Source organism: Sorangium sp. So ce1153 (assembly GCF_051521595.1).
GTDB lineage: Bacteria > Myxococcota_A > Polyangia > Polyangiales > Polyangiaceae > Sorangium.
In genome coordinates, this window is record NZ_CP150361.1 from 2771783 (window position 1) to 2796923 (window position 25141).

The 25141-nt window shown below is 71.4% G+C and carries 22 protein-coding genes; 17 read left to right on the plus strand and 5 right to left on the minus strand.

What is annotated here, in order from left to right; translation table 11 throughout:
• Positions 1 to 210 precede the first annotated feature (210 nt).
• The 8 genes from kdpF to WME85_RS09775 all read left to right on the plus strand — a co-directional run bounded on the left by kdpF (position 211) and on the right by WME85_RS09775 (position 9414).
• Positions 211 to 303 (plus strand): K(+)-transporting ATPase subunit F, encoded by a 93-nt coding sequence (kdpF, locus tag WME85_RS09740; protein WP_437837316.1) that lies wholly within the window; start codon positions 211 to 213, stop codon positions 301 to 303.
• Positions 300 to 2042 carry a potassium-transporting ATPase subunit KdpA gene (kdpA, locus tag WME85_RS09745; protein WP_437837317.1) on the plus strand — a complete coding sequence of 581 codons (1743 nt, stop codon included), beginning with the start codon at positions 300 to 302 and terminating at the stop codon, positions 2040 to 2042. Before kdpF ends, kdpA begins: the two co-directional genes overlap by 4 nt.
• The gene (kdpB, locus tag WME85_RS09750; protein WP_437837318.1) at positions 2039 to 4246 is read left to right on the plus strand and encodes a potassium-transporting ATPase subunit KdpB; all 2208 of its coding nucleotides are present in this window, start codon (positions 2039 to 2041) and stop codon (positions 4244 to 4246) included. The genes kdpA and kdpB overlap by 4 nt, the downstream gene beginning before the upstream one ends.
• 20 nt (positions 4247 to 4266) lie before the next feature.
• Positions 4267 to 4839, plus strand: coding sequence for a potassium-transporting ATPase subunit KdpC (gene kdpC, locus WME85_RS09755; protein WP_437837319.1), 573 nt, complete (start codon positions 4267 to 4269; stop codon positions 4837 to 4839).
• 14 nt (positions 4840 to 4853) lie between these two features.
• A complete protein-coding gene (locus WME85_RS09760; protein WP_437837320.1) occupies positions 4854 to 7574 on the plus strand; it encodes a DUF4118 domain-containing protein in 2721 nt (906 codons plus the stop codon).
• Between the two features lie 15 nt (positions 7575 to 7589).
• The gene (locus tag WME85_RS09765) at positions 7590 to 8294 is read left to right on the plus strand and encodes a response regulator (protein WP_437837321.1); all 705 of its coding nucleotides are present in this window, start codon (positions 7590 to 7592) and stop codon (positions 8292 to 8294) included.
• 108 nt (positions 8295 to 8402) lie between these two features.
• The gene (locus WME85_RS09770; RefSeq protein ID WP_437837322.1) at positions 8403 to 9116 is read left to right on the plus strand and encodes a YcnI family copper-binding membrane protein; all 714 of its coding nucleotides are present in this window, start codon (positions 8403 to 8405) and stop codon (positions 9114 to 9116) included.
• A gap of 16 nt (positions 9117 to 9132) precedes the next feature.
• On the plus strand, positions 9133 to 9414 hold the full coding sequence (locus WME85_RS09775) for a hypothetical protein (RefSeq protein ID WP_437837323.1): 282 nt from the start codon (positions 9133 to 9135) through the stop codon (positions 9412 to 9414).
• A 20-nt stretch (positions 9415 to 9434) separates the two neighbouring features.
• Here the strand turns inward: WME85_RS09775 and WME85_RS09780 are convergent, their stop codons facing one another.
• Both WME85_RS09780 and WME85_RS09785 read right to left on the minus strand, forming a co-directional pair.
• Positions 9435 to 10226 (minus strand): hypothetical protein, encoded by a 792-nt coding sequence (locus tag WME85_RS09780; protein ID WP_437837324.1) that lies wholly within the window; start codon positions 10224 to 10226, stop codon positions 9435 to 9437.
• Positions 10220 to 11548, minus strand: a complete 1329-nt coding sequence (locus WME85_RS09785) for an AAA family ATPase (protein WP_437837325.1) — start codon at positions 11546 to 11548, stop codon at positions 10220 to 10222. The genes WME85_RS09780 and WME85_RS09785 overlap by 7 nt, the downstream gene beginning before the upstream one ends.
• 165 nt (positions 11549 to 11713) lie before the next feature.
• Between WME85_RS09785 and WME85_RS09790 the strand changes: the two genes are divergently transcribed.
• Together WME85_RS09790 and WME85_RS09795 are read left to right on the plus strand one after the other, a co-directional pair.
• The gene (locus WME85_RS09790; RefSeq protein ID WP_437837326.1) at positions 11714 to 12928 is read left to right on the plus strand and encodes a DNA polymerase IV; all 1215 of its coding nucleotides are present in this window, start codon (positions 11714 to 11716) and stop codon (positions 12926 to 12928) included.
• Positions 12929 to 13182: 254 nt separating this feature from the next.
• Positions 13183 to 14373: an outer membrane protein assembly factor BamB family protein gene (locus WME85_RS09795; protein ID WP_437837327.1), complete on the plus strand. Its 1191-nt coding sequence runs from the start codon at positions 13183 to 13185 to the stop codon at positions 14371 to 14373.
• Positions 14374 to 14383: 10 nt separating this feature from the next.
• Here the strand turns inward: WME85_RS09795 and WME85_RS09800 are convergent, their stop codons facing one another.
• Complete coding sequence (locus tag WME85_RS09800) at positions 14384 to 15406, minus strand: NADP-dependent oxidoreductase (RefSeq protein ID WP_437837328.1); 1023 nt, start codon at positions 15404 to 15406, stop codon at positions 14384 to 14386.
• 442 nt (positions 15407 to 15848) lie between these two features.
• On the opposite strand from WME85_RS09800, the gene WME85_RS09805 reads away from it, so the two are divergent.
• The 3 genes from WME85_RS09805 (at position 15849) to WME85_RS09815 (ending at position 19164) form a co-directional block, all read left to right on the plus strand.
• Entirely contained in the window at positions 15849 to 16394 is a 546-nt protein-coding gene (locus tag WME85_RS09805) for a dihydrofolate reductase family protein (protein WP_437837329.1), read from the plus strand.
• Positions 16395 to 16688: 294 nt separating this feature from the next.
• Positions 16689 to 17825: a hypothetical protein gene (locus WME85_RS09810; RefSeq protein ID WP_437837330.1), complete on the plus strand. Its 1137-nt coding sequence runs from the start codon at positions 16689 to 16691 to the stop codon at positions 17823 to 17825.
• A 139-nt stretch (positions 17826 to 17964) separates the two neighbouring features.
• Positions 17965 to 19164 carry an MFS transporter gene (locus tag WME85_RS09815; protein ID WP_437837331.1) on the plus strand — a complete coding sequence of 400 codons (1200 nt, stop codon included), beginning with the start codon at positions 17965 to 17967 and terminating at the stop codon, positions 19162 to 19164.
• Between the two features lie 35 nt (positions 19165 to 19199).
• On the opposite strand, the gene WME85_RS09820 is transcribed toward WME85_RS09815, so the two are convergent.
• The gene (locus WME85_RS09820; protein ID WP_437837332.1) at positions 19200 to 19700 is read right to left on the minus strand and encodes a hypothetical protein; all 501 of its coding nucleotides are present in this window, start codon (positions 19698 to 19700) and stop codon (positions 19200 to 19202) included.
• 302 nt (positions 19701 to 20002) lie between these two features.
• Here WME85_RS09820 and WME85_RS09825 point away from each other — a divergent pair, with 302 nt between their 5' ends.
• The 4 genes from WME85_RS09825 to WME85_RS09840 all read left to right on the plus strand — a co-directional run bounded on the left by WME85_RS09825 (position 20003) and on the right by WME85_RS09840 (position 23786).
• Complete coding sequence (locus WME85_RS09825; RefSeq protein ID WP_437837333.1) at positions 20003 to 20428, plus strand: hypothetical protein; 426 nt, start codon at positions 20003 to 20005, stop codon at positions 20426 to 20428.
• Between the two features lie 461 nt (positions 20429 to 20889).
• A complete protein-coding gene (locus WME85_RS09830) occupies positions 20890 to 22044 on the plus strand; it encodes a hypothetical protein (protein ID WP_437837334.1) in 1155 nt (384 codons plus the stop codon).
• A gap of 448 nt (positions 22045 to 22492) precedes the next feature.
• Positions 22493 to 23356 (plus strand): HipA family kinase, encoded by an 864-nt coding sequence (locus tag WME85_RS09835; RefSeq protein WP_437842265.1) that lies wholly within the window; start codon positions 22493 to 22495, stop codon positions 23354 to 23356.
• The gene (locus WME85_RS09840; RefSeq protein ID WP_437837335.1) at positions 23337 to 23786 is read left to right on the plus strand and encodes a DUF3037 domain-containing protein; all 450 of its coding nucleotides are present in this window, start codon (positions 23337 to 23339) and stop codon (positions 23784 to 23786) included. The genes WME85_RS09835 and WME85_RS09840 overlap by 20 nt, the downstream gene beginning before the upstream one ends.
• Positions 23787 to 23807: 21 nt before the next feature.
• On the opposite strand, the gene WME85_RS09845 is transcribed toward WME85_RS09840, so the two are convergent.
• On the minus strand, positions 23808 to 24734 hold the full coding sequence (locus WME85_RS09845) for a DUF808 domain-containing protein (protein WP_437837336.1): 927 nt from the start codon (positions 24732 to 24734) through the stop codon (positions 23808 to 23810).
• Between the last annotated feature and the right edge of the window lie 407 nt (positions 24735 to 25141).

Here is a 25141-nt window from a genome sequence, read left to right on the forward strand (position 1 = left end):
CTTGGCCGGCCTTGATGCTTTCTTGACGGCGCGCCTCCCCAGCTTGACAGCCTCTTGACCTGCGCTGGATTACGTTCAGCCCCGCTCGGTCGCCGTGGGCGCCGCAGCGCCCGATGAGGTCGCCATGGACATCGTCTATCTGGGACTGACGGTCCTCTGTTTCTCGCTGTTTGCAGGGCTCATCGAGCTCTGTGAGAGGGTCTGATCGCCATGCTCGCGTTCACCTGGATCTCGGGTATCCTCGCCCTCGGTCTCCTCGCTTACCTGATCTTCGCCCTCCTCAAGCCGGAGAGCCTTTCATGATCGCCAGCAGCGCGCTTCAGCCAGCGCTTTACCTGGCCGTCCTCATCGGCCTCTCCGTCCCGCTCGGCGGCTACATGGCGCGGGTCTACCAGGGCGAGCGCGGCCTGATGGCCACGGCCCTGGGGCCCGTCGAGCGGCTCATCTACCGGGCCGCGGGCGTGCGCCCCGATCAGGAGATGCGCTGGACGGACTACGCCTTCGCGGTGCTCGCGTTCAACCTGGCCGGGCTCCTCATCCTCTATGCGCTCCAGCGGCTGCAAGGCGTCCTCCCCCTGAACCCCGAGGGCATGGCCGCCGTCCCGCCCGATCTCGCGTTCAACACCGCCGCGAGCTTCGCCTCCAACACGAACTGGCAGGCGTACGGCGGCGAGTCGACGCTCAGCTACCTGACGCAGATGGCCGGGCTCGGCGTGCAGAACTTCGTCTCCGCCGCGACCGGAATGGCCGTCCTCGTCGCGCTGATCCGCGGCATCACGCGGAAGACCGCGGACACCGTCGGGAGCTTCTGGGTCGATCTCGTCCGGAGCACCCTGTACGTGCTCCTGCCGCTCTCGCTCGTGCTCGCCGTCCTCCTCGTGTCGCAGGGGGTCGTGCAGGGCTTTGGCGGCCATCAGAGCGCGGCGCTGCTCCAGGCCGTCAAGGACCAGAGCGGCCATGCGGTCGTTCATCAGGTGATCCCCATGGGGCCCGCGGCCTCGCAGATCGCGATCAAGCAGCTCGGGACCAACGGCGGCGGGTTCTTCAACGTGAACTCGGCGCACCCGTTCGAGAACCCGACGGCCCTCTCGAACTTCCTCGAAATGCTCGCGATACTGCTCATCCCCGCCGCGCTCTGCCACACGTTCGGCCGGATGGTCGGGGACAGGCGCCAGGGCTGGGCCGTGCTCGCCGCGATGACGGCCATCTTCGCGGTCCTCCTCGTCGCCTGCGTCGCCTCGGAGCAGGCGGGCAACCCCGCGCTCTCCGGCCTGGGCGTCGATCAAGCAGCGAGCGCGCTCCAGGCCGGCGGCAACATGGAAGGGAAGGAGGCGCGCTTCGGCATCGTCAGCTCCGCCCTCTGGGCGACCGCGACCACGGCGGCCTCGAACGGCTCGGTGAACGCGATGCACGACTCCTTCACGCCCCTCGGCGGGCTCGTTCCCCTCTGGCTGATGCAGCTCGGAGAGGTGGTCTTCGGCGGGGTCGGCTCCGGCCTTTATGGGATGCTGATGTTCGTCGTCATCGCCGTCTTCGTGGCCGGGCTGATGGTGGGCCGCACGCCGGAGTACCTCGGCAAGAAGATCGAGGCGTTCGAGATGAAGATGGCGTCCCTGGTCGTGCTCTTTCCGGCGATCACGGTCCTGGTCGGCACCGCCGTCGCCGTGACGACCGAGGGAGGGCAGAAGGGCGTCTTCAACCCCGGGCCGCACGGGTTCAGCGAGGTGCTCTATGCGTTCTCGTCCGGCGCGAACAACAATGGCAGCGCCTTCGGCGGCCTCGGCGCGAACAGCCCATTCTACAACACCGCTCTGGGCGTCGCGATGCTCATCGGCCGCTACGCGGTGATCGTCCCCGTGCTCGCGCTCGCGGGCTCGCTCGCGAAGAAGAAGCTCGTCCCCGCCGGCCCGGGCACGCTCCCCACGCACACGCCCCTCTTCGTCGCGCTCCTGACAGGCACCGTGCTGCTCGTCGGAGCGCTCACGTTCGTCCCCGCGCTCGCGCTGGGGCCCATCGTCGAGCACCTGGAGATGACGCGATGACCATGAACCTCCACGCCACCGCCGAGGCGATCGGAAGGCGCGGCGCGGCCGCCCCCTCCCCGCCGCCCGCGCTGTCGCCGGCGCCGAGGCCGCGCCATCCGTCCCGCGACGTCGAGGGGAAGAAGACCGCAGCGAGGCCGCTCCTCGACCCTGCGATCCTCCGGCCGGCGGCGGTCGCGGCCTTCCGCAAGCTCGACCCGCGCCACCAGATCAAGAACCCGGTGATGTTCGTGGTCCTCGTCGGGAGCGCGCTCACCACGTCCCTGTCCGTGCACGCGCTCGTCGGCCAGGGCGAGGAGCCGGCCGGGTTCACCCTCGCCATCTCTCTCTGGCTCTGGTTCACCGTGCTCTTCGCGAACTTCGCGGAGGCCGTGGCCGAGGGGCGCGGCAAGGCGCAGGCGGACACGCTCCGCAAGGCGCGGCGCGACGTCGAGGCCGTGAAGCTCGCCTCTCCGGAGCGCGACGCCGCGCGGACCACCGCGCCGGCGTCGAGCCTCCGGCGGGGAGACCTCGTGCTCGTGGAGGCAGGCGCGATCATCCCCGGCGACGGCGACGTCCTCGTCGGGGTCGCGTCGGTCGACGAGAGCGCCATCACCGGCGAGAGCGCCCCGGTGGTGCGGGAGAGCGGCGGCGACCGGAGCGCCGTCACCGGCGGCACGCGCGTCCTGTCCGACTGGCTCATCGTCCGCGTCTCCAGGGACCCCGGCGAGACGTTCCTCGACCGCATGATCGCGATGGTGGAGGGGGCGAAGCGCAAGAAGACGCCGAACGAGATCGCGCTCGACATCCTGCTCGCCGCGCTGACCCTCGTGTTCCTGCTCGCCACGGTGACGCTGCTGCCGTACTCGCTCTACAGCGTCCGGGCGGCAGGGCAGGGGACCGCGATCAGCATCACCGTGCTCACGGCGCTGCTCGTGTGCCTGATCCCGACCACCATCGGCGGGCTGCTCTCGGCCATCGGCATCGCCGGCATGGACCGGATGATCCAGGCGAACGTCATCGCCACGTCGGGCCGCGCCGTCGAGGCCGCCGGCGACGTCGACGTGCTGCTGCTCGACAAGACCGGCACGATCACGCTCGGCAACCGGCAGGCGACGGAGCTCATCCCGGCGGACGGGGTCGAGGCGAGGGCGCTCGCCGACGCCGCGCAGCTCGCGTCGCTCGCCGACGAGACCCCCGAGGGGCGCAGCGTCGTCGTGCTCGCGAAGGAGAAGCACGGCCTGCGCGAGCGCGACCTCTCGGCCCTCGGGGCCCGCTTCGTCCCCTTCACCGCGCACACCCGCATGAGCGGCGTCGACCACGGTGGGCGCGAGATCAGGAAGGGCGCCTTCGACGCGATCGAGGCCCACGTCGAGGCCCAGGGAGGCTCGGTCCCGGCCGCGGTGCGCGCGGTGACGGAGGCCATCTCCAGGAAGGGCGGCACGCCGCTCGTGGTCGCCGAGGGCGGCGCGGTGCTCGGCGTCATCCACCTCAAGGACATCGTGAAGGGCGGCATCCAGGAGCGCTTCGGCGACCTCCGGCGCATGGGGATCAAGACGGTGATGATCACGGGCGACAACCCGCTCACCGCCGCGGCCATCGCCGCCGAGGCCGGCGTCGACGACTTCCTCGCGCAGGCCACGCCCGAGGCCAAGCTGGCGCTGATCCGCGAGTACCAGGCGGGCGGCCGGCTCGTCGCCATGACCGGCGACGGGACGAACGACGCCCCCGCGCTGGCGCAGGCGGACGTCGCGGTCGCCATGAACACGGGCACCCAGGCCGCGAAGGAGGCCGGGAACATGGTGGACCTCGACTCGAACCCGACCAAGCTCATCGAGATCGTCGAGATCGGCAAGCAGCTCCTGATGACGCGCGGCGCGCTGACGACCTTCAGCCTGGCGAACGACGTGGCCAAGTACTTCGCCATCATCCCGGCGGCGTTCGTCTCGACGTACCCCGCGCTCGGGCGGCTCAACGTGATGGGGCTCGCCACGCCGCGGAGCGCGGTGCTCTCCGCGGTCATCTTCAACGCGCTGATCATCGTCGCGCTCATCCCGCTCGCGCTCCGGGGCATCCGTTACCGGTCCGTCGGCGCGGAGCGGATGCTCCGCAGAAACCTGCTCGTCTACGGCCTCGGCGGGCTCCTCGCGCCGTTCGTGGGGATCAAGGTCATCGATCTCCTCCTCTCCTCCCTCGGCCTCCTCTCCGCCCTCGGCCTCGCTTGAGCACCCAAGGAAAGAACGCCATGCTCGCCCACCTGCGACCCGCCCTCGTCCTGCTCCTCGTCCTCACCGGCGTCACGGGGTTCGCCTACCCGCTGCTCACGACCGCGATCGCGCAGGCCGCGTTCCCCCGGCAGGCGAACGGCAGCGTCCTGCGGAAGGACGGCCGCGTGGTCGGCTCGATCCTGCTCGGCCAGCCGTTCGATGACCCTCGCTATTTCCGGGGACGCCCCTCGGCGACGAGCCCCGTGCCCTACGCCGGGCAGGCCTCCGCCGGGAGCCACCTCGGGCCCACGAACCCCGCCCTGGCCGAGGCGGTCGAGGCCAGGATCGACGCGCTCCGCGCCGCGGATCCGGAGGCCGCCGCGCCGGTGCCGGTCGACCTCGTGACCGCGTCCGGCAGCGGCCTCGATCCGCACATCAGCCCCGCGGCGGCGGCGTACCAGGTGCGGCGCGTGGCGCGCGCGCGCGGCCTCCCCGAGGACGAGGTGCGCCGGCTCGTCGCGCGGCACACCGAGGGGCGGCTGCTCGGGCTCCTCGGCGAGCCCCACGTGAACGTGCTCCTCCTGAACCTCGCCCTCGACGGCGCCCGCTGAGGAGGGCGCGAGCGGTGGCGGACGCGCGCGACGACCGGCCGGATCCCGAGGCGCTGCTCGCGGCGGTCCGCGAGGAGGAGGAGCGCGAGCGGAAGGGCAAGCTCAAGATCTTCTTCGGCGCCGCGCCCGGCGTCGGCAAGACGTACGCTATGCTGAAGGCGGCGCGATCGCTCCGGGAGGAGGCGGTCGACGTCGTCGTCGGGTGGGTCGAGACGCACGGGCGCGCCGAGACGGAGGCGCTCCTCGACGCGGACCCGCCGCTGCCGCGCCTGCCGGCGATCGAGGTCGAGCACCGCGGCAGGACGCTGCGCGATCTCGACCTCGAGGCCGCGCTGAAGCGCCGGCCGGCGCTCCTCGTCGTCGACGAGCTCGCGCACACGAACGCGCCCGGGCTGCGGCACCCGAAGCGCTGGCAGGACGTCCTCGACCTCCTCGACGCCGGGATCGACGTCCACACCACCGTCAACGTCCAGCACCTCGAGAGCCTGAACGACGTGGTCGCCCAGGTGACCGGCGTCGTGGTCCGGGAGACGGTGCCCGACTCGATGATCGAGCGCGCCGACGAGATCGAGCTCATCGACCTGCCCCCGGACGACCTCCTCGAGCGGCTGCGCGAGGGCAAGGTCTACCTCTCGGAGCAGATCGAGCGGGCGGCGGGCAGCTTCTTCCGCAAGGGCAACCTCATCGCCCTGCGCGAGCTCGCCCTGCGCCGCACCGCCGAGCGCGTGGACGGCCAGATGCGCGGCTACATGCGCGCCCACGGGATCCAGGAGACGTGGGCCGTCGCCGAGCGGATCGTCGTCTGTGTGGGGCCGAGCCCCATGTCGGCGCGGCTGATCCGGGCGACGCGGCGGATGGCCGGCAGCCTGAAGGCGGAGTGGCACGCGGTCTACGTGCAGACGCCGGCGCAGGCGCGGCTCTCCGAGGCCGATCGCGGGCGGGTCGACCGGAACCTCGCGCTCGCCGAGCGCCTCGGCGCCAGCGCGGTCCAGCTCCACGGCGCGGAGGTCGCCGGGGAGGTCCTGCGGTACGCGAGGCGCCACAACGTCAGCAAGATCGTCGTCGGCAAGCCGACGCACCCCCGATGGAAGGACTTCGTCTACGGCTCGCTGCTCGACGATCTCGTGCGCCAGAGCGGCGACATCGACGTGTACGTCATCCAGGGGACGGCGGAGGCTCGCCAGCCTGAGCCCGGGCCGCGGGAGCGGCGCCCGGCCAGGCCGCTGGCGTACGCCTGGAGCGCGTGCGTGGCGGTGCTCTGCACGCTCGCCGCGTGGCTCATGCACCCGTTCTCCGACCTGGCGAACCTCATCATGGTGTACCTGCTCGGGGTCGTCTTCGTCGCGAGCCGCTTCGGCGCCGGGCCCTCGGTGCTCGCGTCGGTGCTCGGCGTCGCCGCGTTCGATTTCTTCTTCGTAAGGCCGTACCTGACGCTGGCGGTCGGCGATCTCCGGTACCTCCTCACGTTCGCCGTCATGCTGGGGGTCGGCCTCGTCATCGCCAGCCTCACCGCGCGCATCCGCCGCCAGGCCGAGAGCGCCGGCGAGCGCGAGCAGCGCACCGCGGCGCTCTACGCGATGAGCAGGGAGCTGGCCGCCCTGCGCGGGATCGACAAGCTCAGCGTGGCGGCCGCGCGCCACGTGCGCGACGTCTTCGAGGCCGACGCGGTCGTCCTCCTGCCCGGCCCGGAGGGCCGCCTCGCTGTCAGCGCCGGGACGGCGGAGGATCTGGCCGCCACCGAGCAGGAGCGGGCGGTGGCGGAGTGGGCGTACGCGCATGGCAAGGCCGCGGGCGCCGGGACCGACACCCTCCCGAGCGCGGGCGCGATGCACCTGCCGCTCCAGGGCTCCTCCGGGCCCATCGGCGTGCTCAGCGTCCGACCGCGCCCGCCGTCGCTCCTCGACCTGAGCCGGCGAGAGCTGCTCGACGCCTTCGCCACGCAGACGGCGCTCGCGCTGGAGCGCGCCCTGCTCGCGCGGCAAGCCCAGCGCGACCGGCTCCACGCGCAGGCGGAGGAGCTCCGCAACGCCCTCCTGAGCTCCGTCTCGCACGATCTGCGCACGCCGCTCGCCACGATCACCGGCGCCGCGGGCGCGCTGCTCGACGAGGGGGACGCGCTCGACCCGGCGGCCCGCCGCGATCTGATGCAGACGGTGCTGGAGGAGGCGCAGCGGCTCGAGCGCCTCGTGCGCAACCTGCTTGACATGACGCGGCTGGAGTCCGGGGCGCTCGCGGTCAAGAAGGAGTGGCTGCCGCTCGAGGAGGTCGTCGGGGCGGCGCTGAACCGGGTCGAGGAGCACCTCGAGGGGCGGGAGGTCTCGATCGAGCTCGGCCGGGCGACTGGGCTCGTCCCGATGGATGGCGTGCTGATCGAGCAGGTGCTCATCAACCTGCTCGAGAACGCGCTCAAGTACTCGCCCGCCGGCAGCCCGATCGCGATCCGGGGGTTCATCGAGGGGAGCGTGGCGGTGCTGGAGATCAAGGATCGCGGCCAGGGCATCGCGCCCGGTGAGGAGGAGGTCATCTTCGAGAAGTTCTTCCGGGGGCGAGGAAACGGCCGCCAGGGGCTCGGCCTCGGCCTCACGATCTGCCGCGGTGTCGTGGCCGCGCACGGCGGGCGGATCACGGCGGAGAACCGGCCTGACGGGGGCGCGATCTTCCGCGTGACGTTGCCTATCGAGGGCCGCCCGCCGGACCTCGCGAGCCCGGAGCTGCCGGCGGGCGCGGGCGCTTGATAACGTGACCGGGCCATGTCGGAGGTCTCTCCTCTCGTGCTGCTGATCGAGGACGAGCCGCAGATGCGGCGGTTCCTCCGCGCGATGCTGGCGGCCCGCGGCTACCGGCTGGTGGAGGCGGAGACGGGCGGCGAGGGGATCGCCCAGGCGACGACGCGGAATCCGGATCTCGTGCTCCTCGATCTGGGGCTCCCTGACATGGAGGGTCTGGAGGTGACGCGGCGGCTCCGGGAGTGGAGCGCCGTCCCCATCATCGTGCTGTCGGCCCGGGGTCAGGAGCAGGACAAGATCGACGCGCTCGACGGCGGCGCGGACGATTACCTGACGAAGCCCTTCAGCGCGGGCGAGCTCCTGGCGCGGCTGCGCGTGGCGCTGCGCCACGCCGCCCACGCGGCGCGCGGGGCGACCGCGGAGGGCCACCGCTTCGCGGTCCAGGACGTGGAGGTCGACCTCGCGCGCCGGGTCGTGTCGCGGGCGGGCGAGGAGATCCACCTGACGCCGATCGAGTACAAGCTGCTCACGACGCTGATCCGGCACGCCGGCAAGGTCCTTACCCATCGCCAGCTCCTCGGCGAGGTGTGGGGCCCCGCGTACGCGGGGCAGACGCACTACCTGCGCGTCTACATGGCGCAGCTCCGGCACAAGCTGGAGCGCGATCCCGCGCGGCCGCAGATCCTGATCACCGAGCCCGGTGTGGGCTATCGGCTGAAGGGGGGTTGAGCCAGCGCCGATCGTGGTGCGTCGCGGGCGCCTGCGACAACAGGTCGCATTTCCACGGGATGGCGGCCCTACTAGAGTGCGCGAGATTCCCCGGTGGAGGTGCTTGAGATGAAGAGGGTGTTCCAGAGCTGCCTGATCGTTGCAGGCTCGTTGTTCGCCGCGACCGCCGCCCGCGCGCACATCTCGGTGTCGGGCCCTGCGTTTGCCGGCGCCACGCACGAGGCCACCTTCGGTGTCGGCCACGGCTGCGACGGCGCGGACACCTACCGGGTGAAGGTCCAGATCCCGGCCGGGGTGACGTCGGTGCGGCCGCTGGACAGCACGTTTGGCAAGGCCGTCGTGGAGAAGGACACCGAGGGCAACATCACCGCCGTCGTCTGGACCAAGCCCGTCGCCGAGGTGCTTCCGGCGGACACCACCTATTACAAGCTGACCGTGCGGTTCAAGGTCCCGGACGCGCCGTTCAAGACGCTGTATTTCCCCACCACCCAGACCTGCCGCACCCCGGACGGCACCGAGACCATCGCCGAATGGGCGGATACCTCGGGCGAGCACGGGAGCCACGACGCGGACGCGGGCACCCCGGCCACGAACCCGGCGCCGTCGCTGGCGGTCCTGCCGCCGCGATCGCCCGGGTGGAACAAGTACACAGTGAACGAGCACGTCCACGACTTCTCGGTGTTCCAGGACGCGCTCATCGTCTGGGCGGGGAAGGCGGCCTACAGCCCCAATCCGAACACCCAGGGTCTGATCATGACGGAGCCGGATACCGAGGTGCTGACGGCGATTCATCCGGGCACCGAGATCTGGGTCAAGTACTGAGCAAGGGAGCCGAACGATGCGAGCGTGGCTCCTCTTGATCGCCGCCTGCGCGCTTTGCGCCTGCACCGACGACACGCGCCCGCCCCCGGCCGATCCAGGACCGGGGAACGACGCGGGGGACAGCAGTACATCCGGCGGTGGCCCCCGGCCCGACGGGGGCGGCCAGACCGACGGGGGGGAACAGACCGACGCCGGGGCTGACGCGGCGTCACCGGGGTCGCTGCTGGAGCGCCCCCCGGAGCTGCCGCGGCCGCCCGCCGGCAGGCTGCCGGACGACCTGAAGCCGCCGGTCCGCTAGAGCTAAAGATCGAGCCCCGCTCAGAGATGCGTGTGGGCGAGCGCTGCGCAGAGGTCAGCGCAGTCCAGAAGCCCGATCACTGCGGCAGCGTAAGACTTGTTGACGCGAAAGGCCTCGTCCGCAGGAAACGCGTGCTGGGCCAGATCCGGGTGATGCTCGGAGATCAGGCAGAGCTCCGCTTTGGGATCTTCTAACTCGTCTATTGCCCCGCGATCCGCTGCCCACGCGTCGATCTTCGCGAGATGCCGGCCACATGCGATCTGGCAGAGCCTGCGCGCCTCGACGGTGTTCTGATAGAGCCATGCCTCGATGCTGCGGAAGGGGGTTAAGCGCAGCAGGCGCGCAAGGGCCGCCGCGGTGGCCCGGTCGATCTCCTCGTCTGGTATCGTGAGCGCGTCCCGGTCACGCTGACGTCGCAGCGCATTGTGGACGCCGGGCTCGACGTAGTTGCTGACGAACTCGGCGAACTTCGCGACGTTCTCACTCGACGCCCGCTCGGCCCACCGGCGATCGCCGTCCACATGGAAGGCGACGAACCCGATCGGATCCTCGATGAGCTTCGCGGCGATCGCTCTACCGAGGAGGACGATCGTCTGTCGGTCGAACGGCTTCCGGCTCTTCCACAAGTTGCCGCGCATCGCGCGCCGCTCGTTCGCACCCTGTGGTTCGAACGTGATGAGGTGGGTGCGGCACGCCGGATCCACGAGCAGCACCATCTTCTTCACGAGCGCGGCGATCGTCTCACAGCTCCCCTCGGCGCTGTCCTCGGTGAGGACCAGGATCGACAGACAGGGCTGCTCCCGGGTCACCACAGGCCCTTCGTCCTCAGGATCTCGCTGACCTGGAGGGCTTCGGTCCGGTACGCCCGGAAGAAGGCCTCTGCGCTTTGTTCATCCATGTTCGCCCAGACCGTTCGAGGGCGCCCTTCGTGGCGCTCGCGGCGGCAGAGGATGAAGCACCGCCGTACATCCTCGGCGGAGGCGAAAGGGAGGAAATCGAGCAGGAGTGGATTCTGGCTCGTCAGGAATGACTGCCGGTCGATGAGCCTCTTGAGGCAGGCCTCGATCCAGTCGTAGTGCAGGCCGTTCACGAGCTCGTCGGCGACGACGATGTCCTCGCTCACGGCGAGATAGTGGAAGAACGAGAGCAGCCGTTTCTGTCCATAGCTGAGCGCGTTGTGAGTAATGACGGAGCCGTCTTCCAGGGTGAACGTGAATGCGAATCCCGCATACAGTAGCTCTTCGCCAAGGTTCGTGATCTTCTTCGAGCTGAGGCGCAACATCAAGTCAGATCCAGAGCACTGGAATAGCTCCACCACATCGCCGAGAAAGGGTAGCTCGGTATGCGGGATGCTAAGGCTCTTGGCGTCGAGCGACGTGGGGCTCTGCTCGAGCGCGTGACCCACCACCGAAGGCGTACGCGTCGACATCCTGACGCTCAGGTGGCCGTCGGTGTGCTTCAGGATGCTGAGCAGCGGGCTTTCGATGCAATCCCCGGACTTTCGATCGGAGAGCTCTCCTGTCATCGCTTCGAACGAGCCCAAGGCTTCGTCGAACCTGCCGCGTCCGTCGTTGTCTAGGACATCCTGGCGCGCGGCGATGAACCATGCGGGGCCGAGCTTCCCCCGCGCCTCGTCGAAGATCCCGTCAAGCGCCCACAGCAAGAAGCCCGATCGGAAGGGGGCAGATACAGGAATCGTCATGTCGGGGACGAGGGCGTTGCCGATGTAGCACTCGGCTCTCACCGGGGTCACTACGACGTGGTGCTCTGGCACGTGCCGATGGAAGCGGACCCGGGCTTCGTAGGACCAGGCTTGGCTTGCGCCGTCTCCGGAGCCGTCTCGCTGTCGACCCCGAGCCACGCGCGCCTCCGGCATGGATTCATCCGACAGGTCGTTCCGAATTGAGACAACAAGGCTCAGATCGTTCGACTCTATCTCGTACTCCAGCGCGAAGTCCTCTCCTTCCAGCGCTCCAAAGTCCGACGCCAGCGCCATCGCGATGAGCTTCAGCAGCGTCGTCTTCCCGGTTCCATTCTGGCCGAGGAGCACGTTGAACGTGTCGTTGAAGACGAGCTCCGTCCCCGGCGCCACGCCCCGGAACCTCTCGATCCGTAGCCGCTTCAGCTTTGCCATGCGTCTCGTCATCTACCGCGCGCCCGCGCACCCGGGCAAGCTCGGCCTGACGCCCGAGCCCGCGAGGAAAGCGCGCGGTCGCGGGCGAGAGCGCTCGGGCGGCACGCCGGCGCCTCCGTCTCGGTTGATCCCGGCGCGATCCTGGAGTGCGATCGCATTCCCGCGATGCGCCAGATCCTCCACATCGACATGGACGCGTTCTTCGCGTCGGTCGAGCAGCTCGACGATCCGTCGCTGCGGGGCCGCCCCGTCCTCGTGGGCGGGGCCTCGCGGCGCGGGGTCGTCGCGGCCGCCTCGTACGAGGCGCGCCCCTCCGGCGCCCGCTCGGCGATGCCGATGGCCGAGGCGATCCGCCGCTGCCCGCAGGCGGTCGTCGTGCCGGTGCGGCACGCCCGCTACGCCGAGGTGAGCGCGCAGGTCTTCGCGATCTTCCGGAGGTTCACGCCGCTCGTGGAGGGGCTGTCGCTCGACGAGGCGTTCCTCGACGTGACCGCGAGCCGGTCGCTCTTCGGCGACGGCGAGGCGATCGCGGCACGGATCAAGCGCGCGATCCGCGACGAGATCGGGCTCACGGCCTCGGCCGGGGTCGCATCGTGCAAGTTCGCCGCGAAGATCGCGAGCGACCTGCGGAAGCCGGACGGGCTCGTCGTGGTCCCCGGGGACGTCGGCGCCTTCCTCGCGCCGCTGCCGCTCGAGCGCATGTGGGGCGTGGGCCCGCGCGCGGCCGAGCGCCTCCACGGCGCGGGGCTCGCGACCATCGGCGACCTCGCGCGCTGCCCGGCGCCGCGCCTGCACGAGCTCCTCGGCCCCGCGTGGGGCGAGCACGTGCGGCTCCTCGCCGCCGGCATCGACGAGCGCGAGGTGGTGCCGGGCCGCGCGGCGGAGTCGATCGGCGCGGAGGAGACGGTCGAGGAGGACCTGCTCGGCAGGGCGCCGATCGAGCGCTGGCTGCTGGAGCTGTCGGGCCGCGTGGCGCGGCGCCTGCTCAAGGCGGGCCTGTCCTGCCGCGCGGTCTCGGTGAAGCTCAAGTACTCGGACTTCACGCTGCGGACGCGCCAGACGAAGCTCGGCGAGCCGGTCGGGGACACCGACTCGATCTTCGCGTGCGCGAAGGGGCTGCTCTCGCGCTTCGACCTGTCGCGGCCGGTGCGGCTGGTCGGCATCGCCGCGGGCGACCTGACCAGCCAGACGGCCAGCCCGACCCTGAGCCTGTTCCCGGTCGCCTCCGAGCGCCGCCGCCGCCTCGAGGGCGTCGTGGCCGAGGTGGCCGAGCGCTTCGGGGGCAAGGGGCTCACCCGGGCGGCCCTCCTGGAACAGCCGCCCTCGAGCGAGCGCGGCGAGGCCACGGGAGGGCGTGGGAGCGCGCGAGAGAGGAAGTAGGAGGAAGTAGAGGGAGCAAGGGCGACGCGCGCGAGCACGGACGACGCGCGCGAGCACGGACGACGCGCGCGAGCACGGACGACGCGCGCGGAGCAAGGACGACGCGCGCGAGCAAGGACGACGCGGCGAAGCGGGCTCCCTCGCGACGAACGTGTTGCGAACCCAGCGAGGAGCTCGTGTAGAGTGGAACGATGGCCCGGATCGTCGATACCCGATGCCCGCGATGCGGCGCCCCGCTGCCCGTTCAGCCGGGGATGGATTCAGTCACCTGCCAGTACTGCGGCGCGCGCTCGCTGATCGATCGCGGCAGGAAGCCGACCACCGCGCCGATCCCGCAGGGCATGCACGTCGTCCGGGTCGCCCCGCCGTCCAGCAGCGTCGCGCCCTTCATCGTGCTCGGCGCCGTCACCGCCATGATGGTGGCCGGCGGCGTGGCTGGCTTTCTCGTGATGCGCGCGCCGGCGACATCCGGGGCCGGCGCGCGGCCTCTGCTCGGCAGCGGACCACGCACGTACTTCGGCGACCGGCCCATGCTCGCCGACGTGAACGGCGACGGGGCGACGGACGTGATCGGAAAGAGCAGCATCCCCGCCGGGGAAGAGTGGATCGCGGCCTACGACGGCCGCGACGGGAAGCCGATCTGGAAGACCGCGGCCCTCACCAAGGACGCGACCAGCCACGAGGCGCGGCGCGCGGTGGTCTCTGACCGGGTGATCTCGATCGACGGGCTGGGGAAGGCGCAGGCCTACGATCTGCGCACCGGAAAGCCATCGTGGTCGGTGTCGCTCGGCGAGAAGGCGAAGCGGGTCTGCCAGGGCAACGGCGTGATCGTCGTCGAGACGGTCGACGACGTGAAGCACGGCCTGGAGCCGGCGAGCGGAGCGCGGCGCGAGCTCGCGAAGGACGCGGCGTGCAAGCCGGTCCCGAGCTCGAACGCGGACGAGGCGCCCGGCTACAAGCTCGTCGGCTGGTCTGATTTCGACGAGCTCGGCCTGCCCAGCCTGCACGAGATCGAGGGCATGTCGGCGCACAACGCGCTCGTCCCGACCGGACCCGGCCCGCGGTTCCTGCTCGGCCGCCGCAGCAAGGGCAGCCAGGTCGAGATGGTCGCCGCGGTGGACAAGAAGAAGGTCCTCTGGAAGGACGTGGTGCCCGGCGTCGATCCGCTCACCACGAAGGCGATGGGGTCGGATGAGGCGGCTTACGAGGGCGGGCTCCTGGTCGTCCCTTATGACATGAACGACTCCAAGGAAGGCACGCGCCTCACCTGCTTCGACGGCGGCACCGGCAAGCGGCTCTGGGACGTGCAGGTCCACAAGAAGTCGCAGGTCTCGAGCGGGATCTCGACCTCGGCGAGCGACGTCTTCTACGCCACGTGGACGGCGGTTTACGTGTTCTCCCTGAAGACCGGGCAGCTCAGGTACGTGATCGGGACCGAGTTCTAGCCGGGCGCGATCACGGATCGGCGACCTTCAGCAGCTGCTTGCCCACGTTCGCGCTGGTGAAGAGGCGGTTGAGCGTCGCCGGGGCCTTCTCGAGGCCCTCCTGGACGTCCACGCGATTCTTGAGCTTGCCCGAGCTCACCCAGTCGCCGAGGTCGGAGACCGCCTCGCCCAGGCGGCCGAAGTAATCGGTGACGATGAACCCCTCCATCCGGCCGCGCTTCATGAGCAGGCTCAGGTAGTTCCTTGGGCCGGCCGGCGCGGCGGAAGCGTTGTAGTCGCCGATGGAGCCGCAGAGCACGACCCGCCCGCGCATGGCGAGGTGGGCGAGCGCGGCGTCCAGGATCTCGCCGCCCACGTTGTCGAAATAGACGTCGATGCCGGAGGGGCAGAGCTCGCCGAGCCGGGCCTCGACGTCCTCGGACTTGTAGTCGATGGCGGCGTCGAAGCCGAGCTCACCCGTGAGCCACGCGCACTTCTCGGGGCCGCCCGCGATGCCGATCGCGCGGCAGCCCTTGATCCTCGCGATCTGTCCCACCATCATCCCCGTCGCGCCGGCGGCGCCCGAGACGACCACCGTCTCCCCCTGCTTGACGCGCCCGACGTCGAGCAGGCCGAAGTAGGCAGTCAGGCCCGTGACGCCGAAGACGCTGAGCGCCAGCTCGGGCGCGAGGCCGGGCGGCAGCTTCGTCGCCGGGAGCAGAGAGTCCTGCCCGGTCGCCAGCACCGCATAGTCCTGCCAGCCGAGGAGGCCCTGGACGAGGTCGCCCGGGGCGAAGGCAGGGCTGTTCGAGCGCACGACCGTGCCGATCCCGCCGGCGCGGATGACATCGCCGATCGGGATCGCCGGGATGTACGAGTCGCGGTCGAGCCAGATCCGCTGCGCGGGATCGACCGAGAGATAGAGCGTGCGCACGAGGATCTCGCCGTCCTTCGGCTCCGGGATGGGCTCTTCACCGAAGGTGAAATCGCTGTCCTTGATCAGGCCGACAGGACGTGAGGCGAGCCGCCAGCACCGGTTCGTGTCGCTCCTCATGGGGTCTTCTCCTCTGCTCGGGTGACGACGACGCTACCAGCGCATACCGAGCAGGGCAACCTGCCGAGGCGGTAGGCAAGCGCGCGGACCCATGCTAAGGTCGCCAGCGACGCCTCACCCGCGTCGCTCATGATCACCCCTCGTTGAAGCCATCGCTCGTCGCTCGGCCGCCCGAGGTGACCCGTCCGCCGCGCACCGCGCCTGTCGCTCGCGTGCGTCGCGCGCGGTCGTTGACGATCGGCCCATCGCTCGCGGTGCGTGGCGCGCAACGACGGCAGTGACGGTCATGATGGCGACGGCAGCGGCGATCCCCGCGCCGCCGGAGGGACGCTTTCGCGGGGCCGCCGCGGCGCCGAGCCGGGGGGGGCTCGCGGCGGGTCGGTCCTGCGCGGTCGCGGCGCGACCGGGGTGTGAACAGGGCAGGTCTTGAAGGAGGATTCGTATGAGAAAGATCGTCTATGATGTCGCGGTGACGCTCGACAACTTCATCTCGCACGAGGACGGCTCGGTGGAGGGCTTCCTGATGCAGGGAGATCACGTCACGGAGTACGTCGAGCGCCTGAAGGGCTACGACACCGTCGTGATGGGGAGAAGGACATACGAGTGGGGCTATCCCTTCGGGCTCGTCCCGGGGAAGCGGGCGTATCCGAACATGGATCACTACATCTTCTCGAAGACGCTGCGCTTCGACGAGGGCGCGGAGGTCCATGTCGTCGATCGCGACGAGCTCGCGGCCCTGCGGCGGCTGAAGGAGGGCGACGGGGCGGACATCTACCTCTGCGGGGGCGGCGCCTTCGCCGGCTTTCTCCTGGACCACGGGCTCATCGACCAGCTCGTCCTCAAGCTGAATCCCATCCTCTTCGGCCACGGGATCCGGCTCTTCGGCGAGAGCACGAGGAAGGTCGAGCTGGCGCTCCGGGAGTCGAAGCCGTACGCGAGCGGCGCGGCCCTCCTGAGGTACGACGTGAAGTACGGGGGCGCGGCGTAGGGGGCGCCTCCCCATGATGCTACTCGACCCCACCGTGTCGCCCTCGTCGCTCGACGCCACAGGTGGTCTGATGTGGATACCGCACGCGCAGTGGAGCCAGCGACCATCTTGGCCACGCGCGCTGAGCTCCTGACGACGGATTCACGTGTCCAGGCTGTTGAGAAGATTTTCTGCCCGGGATAGTCTCGCGATATACGGGTCTGGCTCGGAGCATCTCGGGTGCGCAGTGAGCCGCCACGGCGAATGGTGGCTCCGGGCGCGCAGCCTCGCGGTGCATATCGAGGAGGGGCAAGGATGAGATCAGTTCATTCTGTGACGGTGCACGGGTTGCTGGTCGGCGCGCTCGCCGTGATGGGTTGCGGCGGCGACGACGCGTCGGGCAGCGGCGGCGCCGGCGGGAGTCCCTCCGGCTCCAGCTCGTCGTCGAGCTGGGCGAGCGGGACCGGCAGCTCGACCGGCACCGGGTCTTCCAGCACTACCGGCACGGGCGGGGGCATCGTCGATCCGGGCGAGCAATGCCCTGGCTGCGCTCGGCTCTCCGTGCCGATCACGGGCAGGGCGCAAGCGACGCAGTTCTTCATCGGGTTCGACCCGGGGATCGACCTGACCGGCGCCACCGTCACGTTCCGCGTGAAGGCCCATACAGGCACCGGCGGCGGCGTGCAGCCGTTCGTGCAAAACGGCGACGAGCTGTTCTATGCCAACATCGGTTATACATGGAATCCGATCGCCGACCTCGGCGAGTGGACCGAGTTCAAGATCGATGTCGATGCCGCGGCCGCGGCGTCTCCTAACTTCAACCGCACCTTGGTGGAGGTGATCGGGCTTCAGGTCACGGCGGGCGACACGGGGCCCTGGACCAACCCGACCGTCATCTACGTCGACTCCATCACCGTCACGAGGCCCAGCAGCACGAGCGGTCAGCGCAAAGCCGGGGGGGCGAGCGACGATTTCGGTGAAGGCGGCGCGGGGGGCACGAGCGGCGAAGGCGGCGCGAGCGGCGTGGGCGGCGCTGGAGGCACGAGCGGCGAAGGCGGCGCGAGCGGCGTGGGCGGCGCTGGAGGCACGAGCGGCGAAGGCGGCGCGAGCGGCGTGGGCGGCGCTGGAGGCACGAGCGGCGATGGCGGCGCGGGCGGCACCAGCGGTGCGGGCGGCGAAGGCGGCACGGCCGGGGCCGGCGGCGAAGGCGGCGCAGGCGGCGGTACCGGAGGCGAAGGCGGCACGGCCGGGGCCGGCGGCGAGGGCGGCGGTACCGGGGGCGAAGGCGGCGCAGGCCAAGGCGGCTCCGGCGGCCAAGGCGGCGAGGGCGGCTCCGGCCCCGACGTGATTCACGTGGTGGGTCCCTTCGAGTTCACGACCAGCGTGGAGCCGATGGTGATCGGCAATTACATGCCCGTCCCAGGCTCGACGCTGCTCCACATCCCCGAGTGATCGGGGCCGGCGATCGGGTCGCCGGCGCGCACGAATCAGGCGCTCGCGGGGCCGCGAGCGCCGAGCCCCTCCACCACCGAACCCTCGCGATCCCTGAGGATCTTCCGCCCGGGAGCGCGTAGGCTCGCGCGCCCGCGCGATGCCGTCCGTCAAGCACAATCCATGGCTCATCTGCGCCTACTACGGCGTGCACTCGATGATGTTCCCGGCGGCGATCTTCCCGCTGTTCTGGACCAGGGACATCGGGATGAGCGTGGCCACGATGATGAGCGTCCAGGCGTTCTTCAACCTGAGCATCGCGCTCTTCGAGTTCCCCTCCGGCTACATCGCCGATCGCCTCGGCCACCGCCGCGCGCTCGTGCTCGGCAGCGTCGCCATCCTCGCCGGGTGGCTGGCCTACGCGCTCGCGCGCTCTCTCTGGTCGGTGGTGATGGCGGAGCTCGTGCTCGGCGTCGGGTTCTCGCTCATCTCGGGGGCGGACGCCGCGCTGCTCTACGACTCGCTGCGCGAGCAGGGCAAGGAGCACGAGTTCACCCGCTGGTACGGCCGGATGCGCTCGGTCGCGCAGATCTCCTCCGGGAGCGCCGCGCTCGTCGCGGGCTTCCTCTACGCGCGCTGGTCTCGCCTGCCGTTCGCGATCGAGGTCGCGTGCTGGGTCGTCGCGCTCGGGATCGCCCTGCGTTTCGGCCAGACGGCGCGCGCGCAGCCCAGGGTCGAGGACCACCTGGGCCGCATGCGCGCGGTCGTGCGCGGCGCGCTGGTCGAGCGCGCCGATCTGCGCGCGGTGATGCTGCTCGGCGTGGTGTTCGCGCTCGCGGCGTACCTGCCGACCTGGCTGATTGCTCTGTACGCGACCGAGTCCGGCGCCAGCGTCACGTGGATCGGCCCGATGTGGGCCGTCGCGAGCTTCACCACCGCGCTTGGATCCATGCTGAGCGAGGGCGCCGGCCGCCGTCTCGGCATGACGGGGACGCTGCTCGCGTGCCTCGCCCTGGTGGCGGCCGGGTATCTCGGCCTCGCGCTCTCTCACCACGCGCTCGGGTTCGCGTTCTATTTCCTGCTCACGTTCGTGCGCGGGCTGCACATGCCGCTGCTCCACCACGAGGAGCAGCGCCTCGCGCCCGACGACGATCGCGCGAGCTGCGTGTCGCTGCGCAGCTTCCTGTTCCGCGCCGCCTTCGCGCTGCTCGGGCCGGCCATGGGCGTGGGCGTCGATCGCCACGGGCACCGCCCCGTGCTGTGGGCCTCGGGCGCGCTCATGGTGGCGCTCACGCTCGTCGCCCTCGGCCTGCTCCGCGCCAGCGCGGCGCGGCCGTCACCCCAGGTGAACAGGGTGTGAGCGGCGCGGCGCCGCGCCGGCGTGCCGGCCGCGGCTCACGCTGATCTGGGCAATTGCTGGTGCAGCTTGCGCCGCATCTCGAGGACCGCGTGCACATAGACCCTCCCGTCGTGCGGCGCCCCGTCGGGGGAGACGATGTGCTTCGACAGGAAAGCGGCCGAGTCGACCACGCTCCCGCTGAGCCGGAACGGGACGGGCGTCCTGGTGAGCATCATGAGCCCCGTCGCCACGCTGCGCACGGCGGACGCGAAGAAGCCCTGCCCCTCGGACGCGACCGAGACGGCGCTCACCGCCCCGGGGTGCTCGTTGAAGACGCGGGCGATGGTCTTCCGTGCCTCCGGCGACGGCAGCGGGGTGCCAGGCTCGATGACGGCGAGGTGGCCTACCCCGGAGCCGAAGCGCGCGATGCCGGCCTTCATCTCCCGATAGAACATGTGGGACTCGTCGACGCCGCTCCCCCGCCAGACGGCGATGTGCAGCCGATCCACCCAGCCGAGGACGCAGATCGCGTTCATCTGCCGGATCTCTACCACCATGACGCGACATGCTAACCAGCTCGCTTCCCTGGCTGCAAGGCCCGGTCTCGCCGGGCCGCCGGCCAGCAGGTCGAGCGCGCGCCCGCGCGCGTGAGGCGAAATGCGCCGCGCGCCCCGGGCGGGGCGGCGCGATGGAGGCGAGGGGCGCGCGGCGAAGCGCGCCGATCGCGGCGAGCCGTGGCCGGCACGCTGCGTGCTTTGACCCGCAGGAGGACCGAAAACGACGACCACGGAGAACGACGGAACAGCCGCGATCCGCACCGCGACGCGGGCGGCTCCGGGTCTCCGCGAGGGTGATTGCCATGTACGACACCAGTGTTGATGCTGTCGAGAACGACTTCAGGGCGCGCCGCTGGGACGAGGAGCCGATGCCCGCGGGCGTGCCTCCACAGACCTCGACCCTGGCGAAGGCCGCGGCGGGCGCGCTCGCCGGGGCCGCGGCGGGGGCGGCGGTGGGCGCCATCGCCGGCCCGCCCGGGGCCGTCGCCGGCACCGTGATCGGCACGCTCGTCGGGACGGTCGCCGAGGTGGTCGTCGCGCGCGATCGGAAGCGGGAAGCGGCGCGGGACGCCGCGCTCGACGAGGAGATCGGCGTCGTCGGCGGGCACATCGGCGACGCGCCTGCCGGCCAGCCGCCGGTGCAGCAGGGGACCTTCTCCGCGTGGACCGCCGAGATCGCCGGGACCGGCCCCGCCGGGGGGCCGCTGCAGAACGTCGAGCAGGGCTGAGCGCCCGGCCCATCGGCGCTGACCCCGCGCCGCGCTGCGCGTGGGCCGCTTTCCCTGTCCATCCCGGGGCCTTGTGGCCAGCATTACCGATCTCATCGATGTGCTGCTCCTGCGCCGGCCAAGTCTGTTATTTTCCTCTCACGTCAAAATGACGAATCCGCCGGCGATGGAGGGCTGAGTCCGGTTGAAGAGCGCTCTGATCCGGAGTCGCTCGTCGGCTCGATGGGCCGGCGATGCGGCGTTTCGCCTGCGATCGCGGCGATATGGCGATCGAGGAGCGCCCGGCGCGTCCATTTCGGGCTCACCCGCAGGCGCCGTTGAGAAAATTCCGGCTTCGGGATAACGTCGCGGCGCGCGCGGCTGGTCCGGAAAGGGCTCGAGTACGGCTGGAGCCGGTACGGCGAACGGCGGCCGCAGCCGCGCGGCCTCGCGTGCGCGTGGAACGAAAAGAGAGGGTACGGATGAGATCAGGTCTTTCCTTGGCGGTGTTCGGGTTGCTGGTCGGCTCGCTCGCCATGACGGGTTGCGGTGATGATGACGGCTCCGGCGGGAGCGGCGGGGCGGGCGGGGACACCACGTCGTCGAGCACGAGGAGCTCGTCGAGCAGCTCCTCGAGCTCGAGCTCCACGGCGTCCGGCGATCAGGGCGGCGCGGGCGGCGAAGGCGGCGCGGGCGTCGGCGGTGAAGGCGTCGGTGGCGTCGGCGGCGACGGCGGCGCCGGTGGCGACACCGGCGAGGGTGGCGCCGGCGGCGCTCCAGACATCGGTCCCGGTCCCGAGGAGAGCTGCTCGGGTTGCGCCCGGCTGGCCGTGCCCCTGACCGACGCCAGCACGGGGACGCTGTTCCAGTTCGACTGGCCGGGGCTGATCGACCTGACCGGCGCCACCGTCACGTTCCGCGTGAAGGCGCAGGCCGCCACCGGCGGCGGCGTGCAGACGTACGTACAGAACGGCGGTGCGCAGAACTGGGCGGGCGTCCCCTGGGCATGGACGGACCTCAGCAGCCTGGGCGAGTGGACGGAGCTCACCATCGACGTCGATGCCGCCGCCGCGGACTCCACGACGTTCGACAAGACCCAGGTGAGGCGCATCGGCATCAAGGTCGATGCAGGCACCACGGGACCCTGGGCGAACCCGACCGTGGTCTACGTCGACTCGATCATCGTGACGAGGCCCAGCAGCGCCGGCGGCACGGGCGGCGCCGGCGGCACGGGCGGCGAGGGCGGCGCTGACAGCACGACGGGCGCCGGCGGCGAGGGCGGCGCTGGCAGCACGGCGGGCGCCGGCGGCGCCGGCGGTACGAGCGGCGAGGGCGGCGCCGGCGGCATGAGCGGCGAGGGCGGCGCCGGCGGCACGAGCGGCGAGGGCGGCGCCGGCGGCATGAGCGGCGAGGGCGGCGCCGGCGGCACGAGCGGCGAGGGCGGCGTCGGCGGCACGAGCGGCGAGGGCGGCGCTGGCGGCGCTGGCGGCACGAGCGGCGAGGGCGGCGCCGGCGGCGGGAGCAGCGACGTGGTTCACGTCGTCGGTCCGTTCGAGTTCACGACCGACCTGCAGGGGTTCTTGCTCGGTGACTACTTGACCGTGCCCGGATCGAGGCTGGATTTCCTCGGCGAGTGAGCCAGGCTCGCCCGCGGCGCTCGTTCTCGCGCTGCTGCGCGGAGCGAGCGCCGGGCTCCGGCGCGATCGCGCCGGTCGTTCGATCCCTCCGTGAGCTGTCTCCCCCGTGAACGCGCCGTGAGCGCGGCGCGGGAGCGCTCGCCAGCAATCAAAGAGCCATCGCGATGCCAGCCCTGGCAGACACGGTGCCGGGGGAGAGCGGCAGTCCAGCCTTCATCGCGTCAGCAGGGGAGGGGAGCGGCGGCGCGACCGCAGCGCGACATCCCACGGAACGCGCACGTCCCCAGCGCGTCCCTGCAAACCCCGGCAAACCCCTCGATGCAATAGCCCTCACGGTCAGCGTCGGCGGCGCATGCTCTCCGAACGCGCTGGCATGGAGCGCCGACTTGTCGTCAACTGCCGCCCTCCGATCCGAGGGGCGCTGTCCGCCAAGGGCGCCAAGGTCCGCATGATCCGAACCGTCCACACGACTCGCTATGTCACCCCGCTCCGCGAGGGCGGGTCGCTGCCGGCCCTCGTCGAGGCCGACGACCACGGGCTCTATGTCCTGAAGTTCCGCGGCGCCGGCCAGGGGCCGAAGGCGCTCATCGCGGAGCTCGTCGCGGGGGAGATCGGGCGCGCGCTCGGGCTGCCGGTGCCCGAGATCGTGTTCATGGAGCTCGACCCGGAGTTCGGGCGCGCCGAGCCGGACCCGGAGCTGTCCGACCTGCTCTCGGTCAGCGCCGGCCTGAACCTCGCGCTCGACTACCTGCCGGGGTCGCTCCCGTTCCAGCCGCTCGCCGGCGCGGACCTCGACCCGGCCCTTGCGGCGGCCGTCGTCTGGTTCGACGCCTTCGTGAGCAACGTGGACCGGACCCCCAAGAACCCCAACCTGCTCCTGTGGCACCGCCAGCTCTGGCTGATCGACCACGGCGCGGCGCTCTACGTCCACCACGCCTGGACCGACACGACCGATCCGCTCGCCGACGCGCCCGACCGCTTCCCGCTCGTCAGCAACCACGTGCTGCTCCCGTTCGCCGGCGACCTCGCCGCGGCCGACGCCGCGCTGAGCGCCCGGCTCACGCCCGAGCGCATCGCCGACATCGTCGCCGCCATCCCCGACGCGTGGCTGGTCGAGCAGGCGCCGCCGGTCAGGCTGGCGGGAGATCGGCGGTCGGCGTTCGCCCCGGACGCGGTCGAGGAGCCGCCCGCGGCGGCCGCCTCGTCGCTCGCGGGGGCGCGGCGCGCGGCCTACGGCGCCTACCTGACCCACCGCCTCGCGTCGCCGCGAGGATTCGCCGAGGAGGCGCGCGATGCCCGGGCCCGGCGCTAGCCCTCCGCCCGCGCGCGACGCGCGCGACGCGCGCGACGCGCGCGACGCCGCCGACGCGTTCGATTACGCGGTGCTGCGCGTGGTCCCGCGCGTGGAGCGCGGCGAGCGGGTCAACGTGGGGGTGGTGCTCTTCTGCCGCGCCCGGGGCTTCCTCGACGCGCGCCTCGAGCCCGACGCGCGGCGCCTGCTGGCGCTGTGGCCCGCCCTCGACCTCGACGCGGTCCGCGGGCACCTCGACTTCATCCGCCGCGTCTGCGCCGGCGACCCGGCGTGCGGGTACGTCGCCGGGCTGCCCCAGCCCGAGCGCTTCGGCTGGGTGGTCTCCCCGGCCAGCACCATCGTGCAGCCCTCGCGCGTCCACTCCGGCCTCTGCGCCGACCCCGCCGCGGCGCTCGAGAGGCTGCTCGCGACCCTGGTGCGGCCGGGCTGAGCGCGCGCCCGCGGCTCGCGCTCAGTGGCCGCCCTTGTCGTCGCGGCCCAGCGCCCGCTTCACGGCGGTCACGACGCCCAGCACCACGGCGCCGGCCACGACGCCGACGACGGCGTTGGCCAGGGACGGCACCACCGCGCCGAGCACCGGGCCGGCGCCGTGGGTCATGCCCTCGATGTGGTGGTGCAGCCACGGCACGCCGTGCGTCAGGATGCCGCCGCCGACAAGGAACATCGCCGCCGTGCCGGCGACCGACAGGCCCTTCATCAGCCAGGGCGCCGCCTTCAGGATGCCGCGGCCGAGCGACTGCTGCGCCGGGCTGCTCTGGCGGCTCAGGTGGAGGCCCGCGTCGTCGAGCTTGACGATGCCGGCGACCACGCCGTAGACGCCCACCGTCATGAGCACGGCGATGCCCGTCAGCACGACCACGCGCGTGAAGAACGGCGAATCCGCCACGGTGCCCAGCGTGATCGCGATGATCTCGGCGGACAGGATGAAGTCGGTGCGCACCGCGCCCTTGATCTTCTCCTTCTCGAACGCCACGACGTCGATCTTCGGATCGGAGAGCGCCTGCACCAGCTCGGCGCGGTGGGCCTCGTCGTCGTGCTCGCTGTGCAGCAGCTTGTGGGCGACCTTCTCGAAGCCCTCGTAACAGAGGAAGGCGCCGCCCACCATCAGCAGCGGGGTGACGGCCCAGGGCATGACGGCGCTGATCGCCAGCGCCGCGGGCACCAGGATCGCCTTGTTGACCATCGAGCCCTTCGCCACCGCCAGCACGACCGGCAGCTCGCGCTCGGCGTTGACGCCGGTCACCTGCTGGGCGTTCAGCGCCAGGTCGTCGCCCAGCACCCCGGCGGTCTTCTTGGCGGCCACCTTGGTCAGCACGGCCACGTCGTCCAGCACGGTGGCGATGTCGTCGATCAGGGCGAGCAGGCTGCTTCCGGCCATGGAGTGAGGTCCTCGTCGAATGGATGGGGTGGGTGGCGTCGCCGTGGCGCGCCGTGGAACCGCCGCGGGGCCGCCGCGGCCGGCATGGTAGCGGGCGCCGCCCCCGGGTCGAAGAATCCCGGGCGATCACGTCGACCTGCGAGCCTAGCACGCTGCCGGCCCCGAGCGGCGCCGCGTTCGCCGCGCGCGGCGCGGGCTCGTGGCGTGTGACGGTGCTCGACAGGCCCACGCCGCCGCGCGCGAGCGCGCGCGCGGCGGCGTGGGCATGACGACCGATTGGTACCTGTCCAAGGCATTGGCGCGCGATCTGACAGGATGGACATCCCGGCTCACCTTGAAAGCAGCTGGACGTCAGCCACGGACGCCGGCGGGATACGCGAGCGGAGGGGGCGCAGGCGACGGGCGGA

What these genes read in the sequence shown, in the direction of transcription:
- kdpF (WP_437837316.1), top strand. Translation starts at nt 211, where the DNA reads ATGCTCGCGTTCACCTGGATCTCGGGTATCCTCGCCCTCGGTCTCCTC.
- kdpA (WP_437837317.1), top strand. Translation starts at nt 300, where the DNA reads ATGATCGCCAGCAGCGCGCTTCAGCCAGCGCTTTACCTGGCCGTCCTC.
- kdpB (WP_437837318.1), top strand. Translation starts at nt 2,039, where the DNA reads ATGACCATGAACCTCCACGCCACCGCCGAGGCGATCGGAAGGCGCGGC.
- kdpC (WP_437837319.1), top strand. Translation starts at nt 4,267, where the DNA reads ATGCTCGCCCACCTGCGACCCGCCCTCGTCCTGCTCCTCGTCCTCACC.
- WME85_RS09765 (WP_437837321.1), top strand. Translation starts at nt 7,590, where the DNA reads ATGTCGGAGGTCTCTCCTCTCGTGCTGCTGATCGAGGACGAGCCGCAG.
- WME85_RS09770 (WP_437837322.1), top strand. Translation starts at nt 8,403, where the DNA reads ATGAAGAGGGTGTTCCAGAGCTGCCTGATCGTTGCAGGCTCGTTGTTC.
- WME85_RS09775 (WP_437837323.1), top strand. Translation starts at nt 9,133, where the DNA reads ATGCGAGCGTGGCTCCTCTTGATCGCCGCCTGCGCGCTTTGCGCCTGC.
- WME85_RS09785 (WP_437837325.1), bottom strand. Translation starts at nt 11,548, where the DNA reads ATGGCAAAGCTGAAGCGGCTACGGATCGAGAGGTTCCGGGGCGTGGCG.
- WME85_RS09790 (WP_437837326.1), top strand. Translation starts at nt 11,714, where the DNA reads ATGCGCCAGATCCTCCACATCGACATGGACGCGTTCTTCGCGTCGGTC.
- WME85_RS09795 (WP_437837327.1), top strand. Translation starts at nt 13,183, where the DNA reads ATGGATTCAGTCACCTGCCAGTACTGCGGCGCGCGCTCGCTGATCGAT.
- WME85_RS09800 (WP_437837328.1), bottom strand. Translation starts at nt 15,406, where the DNA reads ATGAGGAGCGACACGAACCGGTGCTGGCGGCTCGCCTCACGTCCTGTC.
- WME85_RS09805 (WP_437837329.1), top strand. Translation starts at nt 15,849, where the DNA reads ATGAGAAAGATCGTCTATGATGTCGCGGTGACGCTCGACAACTTCATC.
- WME85_RS09810 (WP_437837330.1), top strand. Translation starts at nt 16,689, where the DNA reads ATGAGATCAGTTCATTCTGTGACGGTGCACGGGTTGCTGGTCGGCGCG.
- WME85_RS09815 (WP_437837331.1), top strand. Translation starts at nt 17,965, where the DNA reads ATGCCGTCCGTCAAGCACAATCCATGGCTCATCTGCGCCTACTACGGC.
- WME85_RS09820 (WP_437837332.1), bottom strand. Translation starts at nt 19,700, where the DNA reads ATGGTGGTAGAGATCCGGCAGATGAACGCGATCTGCGTCCTCGGCTGG.
- WME85_RS09825 (WP_437837333.1), top strand. Translation starts at nt 20,003, where the DNA reads ATGTACGACACCAGTGTTGATGCTGTCGAGAACGACTTCAGGGCGCGC.
- WME85_RS09830 (WP_437837334.1), top strand. Translation starts at nt 20,890, where the DNA reads ATGAGATCAGGTCTTTCCTTGGCGGTGTTCGGGTTGCTGGTCGGCTCG.
- WME85_RS09835 (WP_437842265.1), top strand. Translation starts at nt 22,493, where the DNA reads ATGATCCGAACCGTCCACACGACTCGCTATGTCACCCCGCTCCGCGAG.
- WME85_RS09840 (WP_437837335.1), top strand. Translation starts at nt 23,337, where the DNA reads ATGCCCGGGCCCGGCGCTAGCCCTCCGCCCGCGCGCGACGCGCGCGAC.
- WME85_RS09845 (WP_437837336.1), bottom strand. Translation starts at nt 24,734, where the DNA reads ATGGCCGGAAGCAGCCTGCTCGCCCTGATCGACGACATCGCCACCGTG.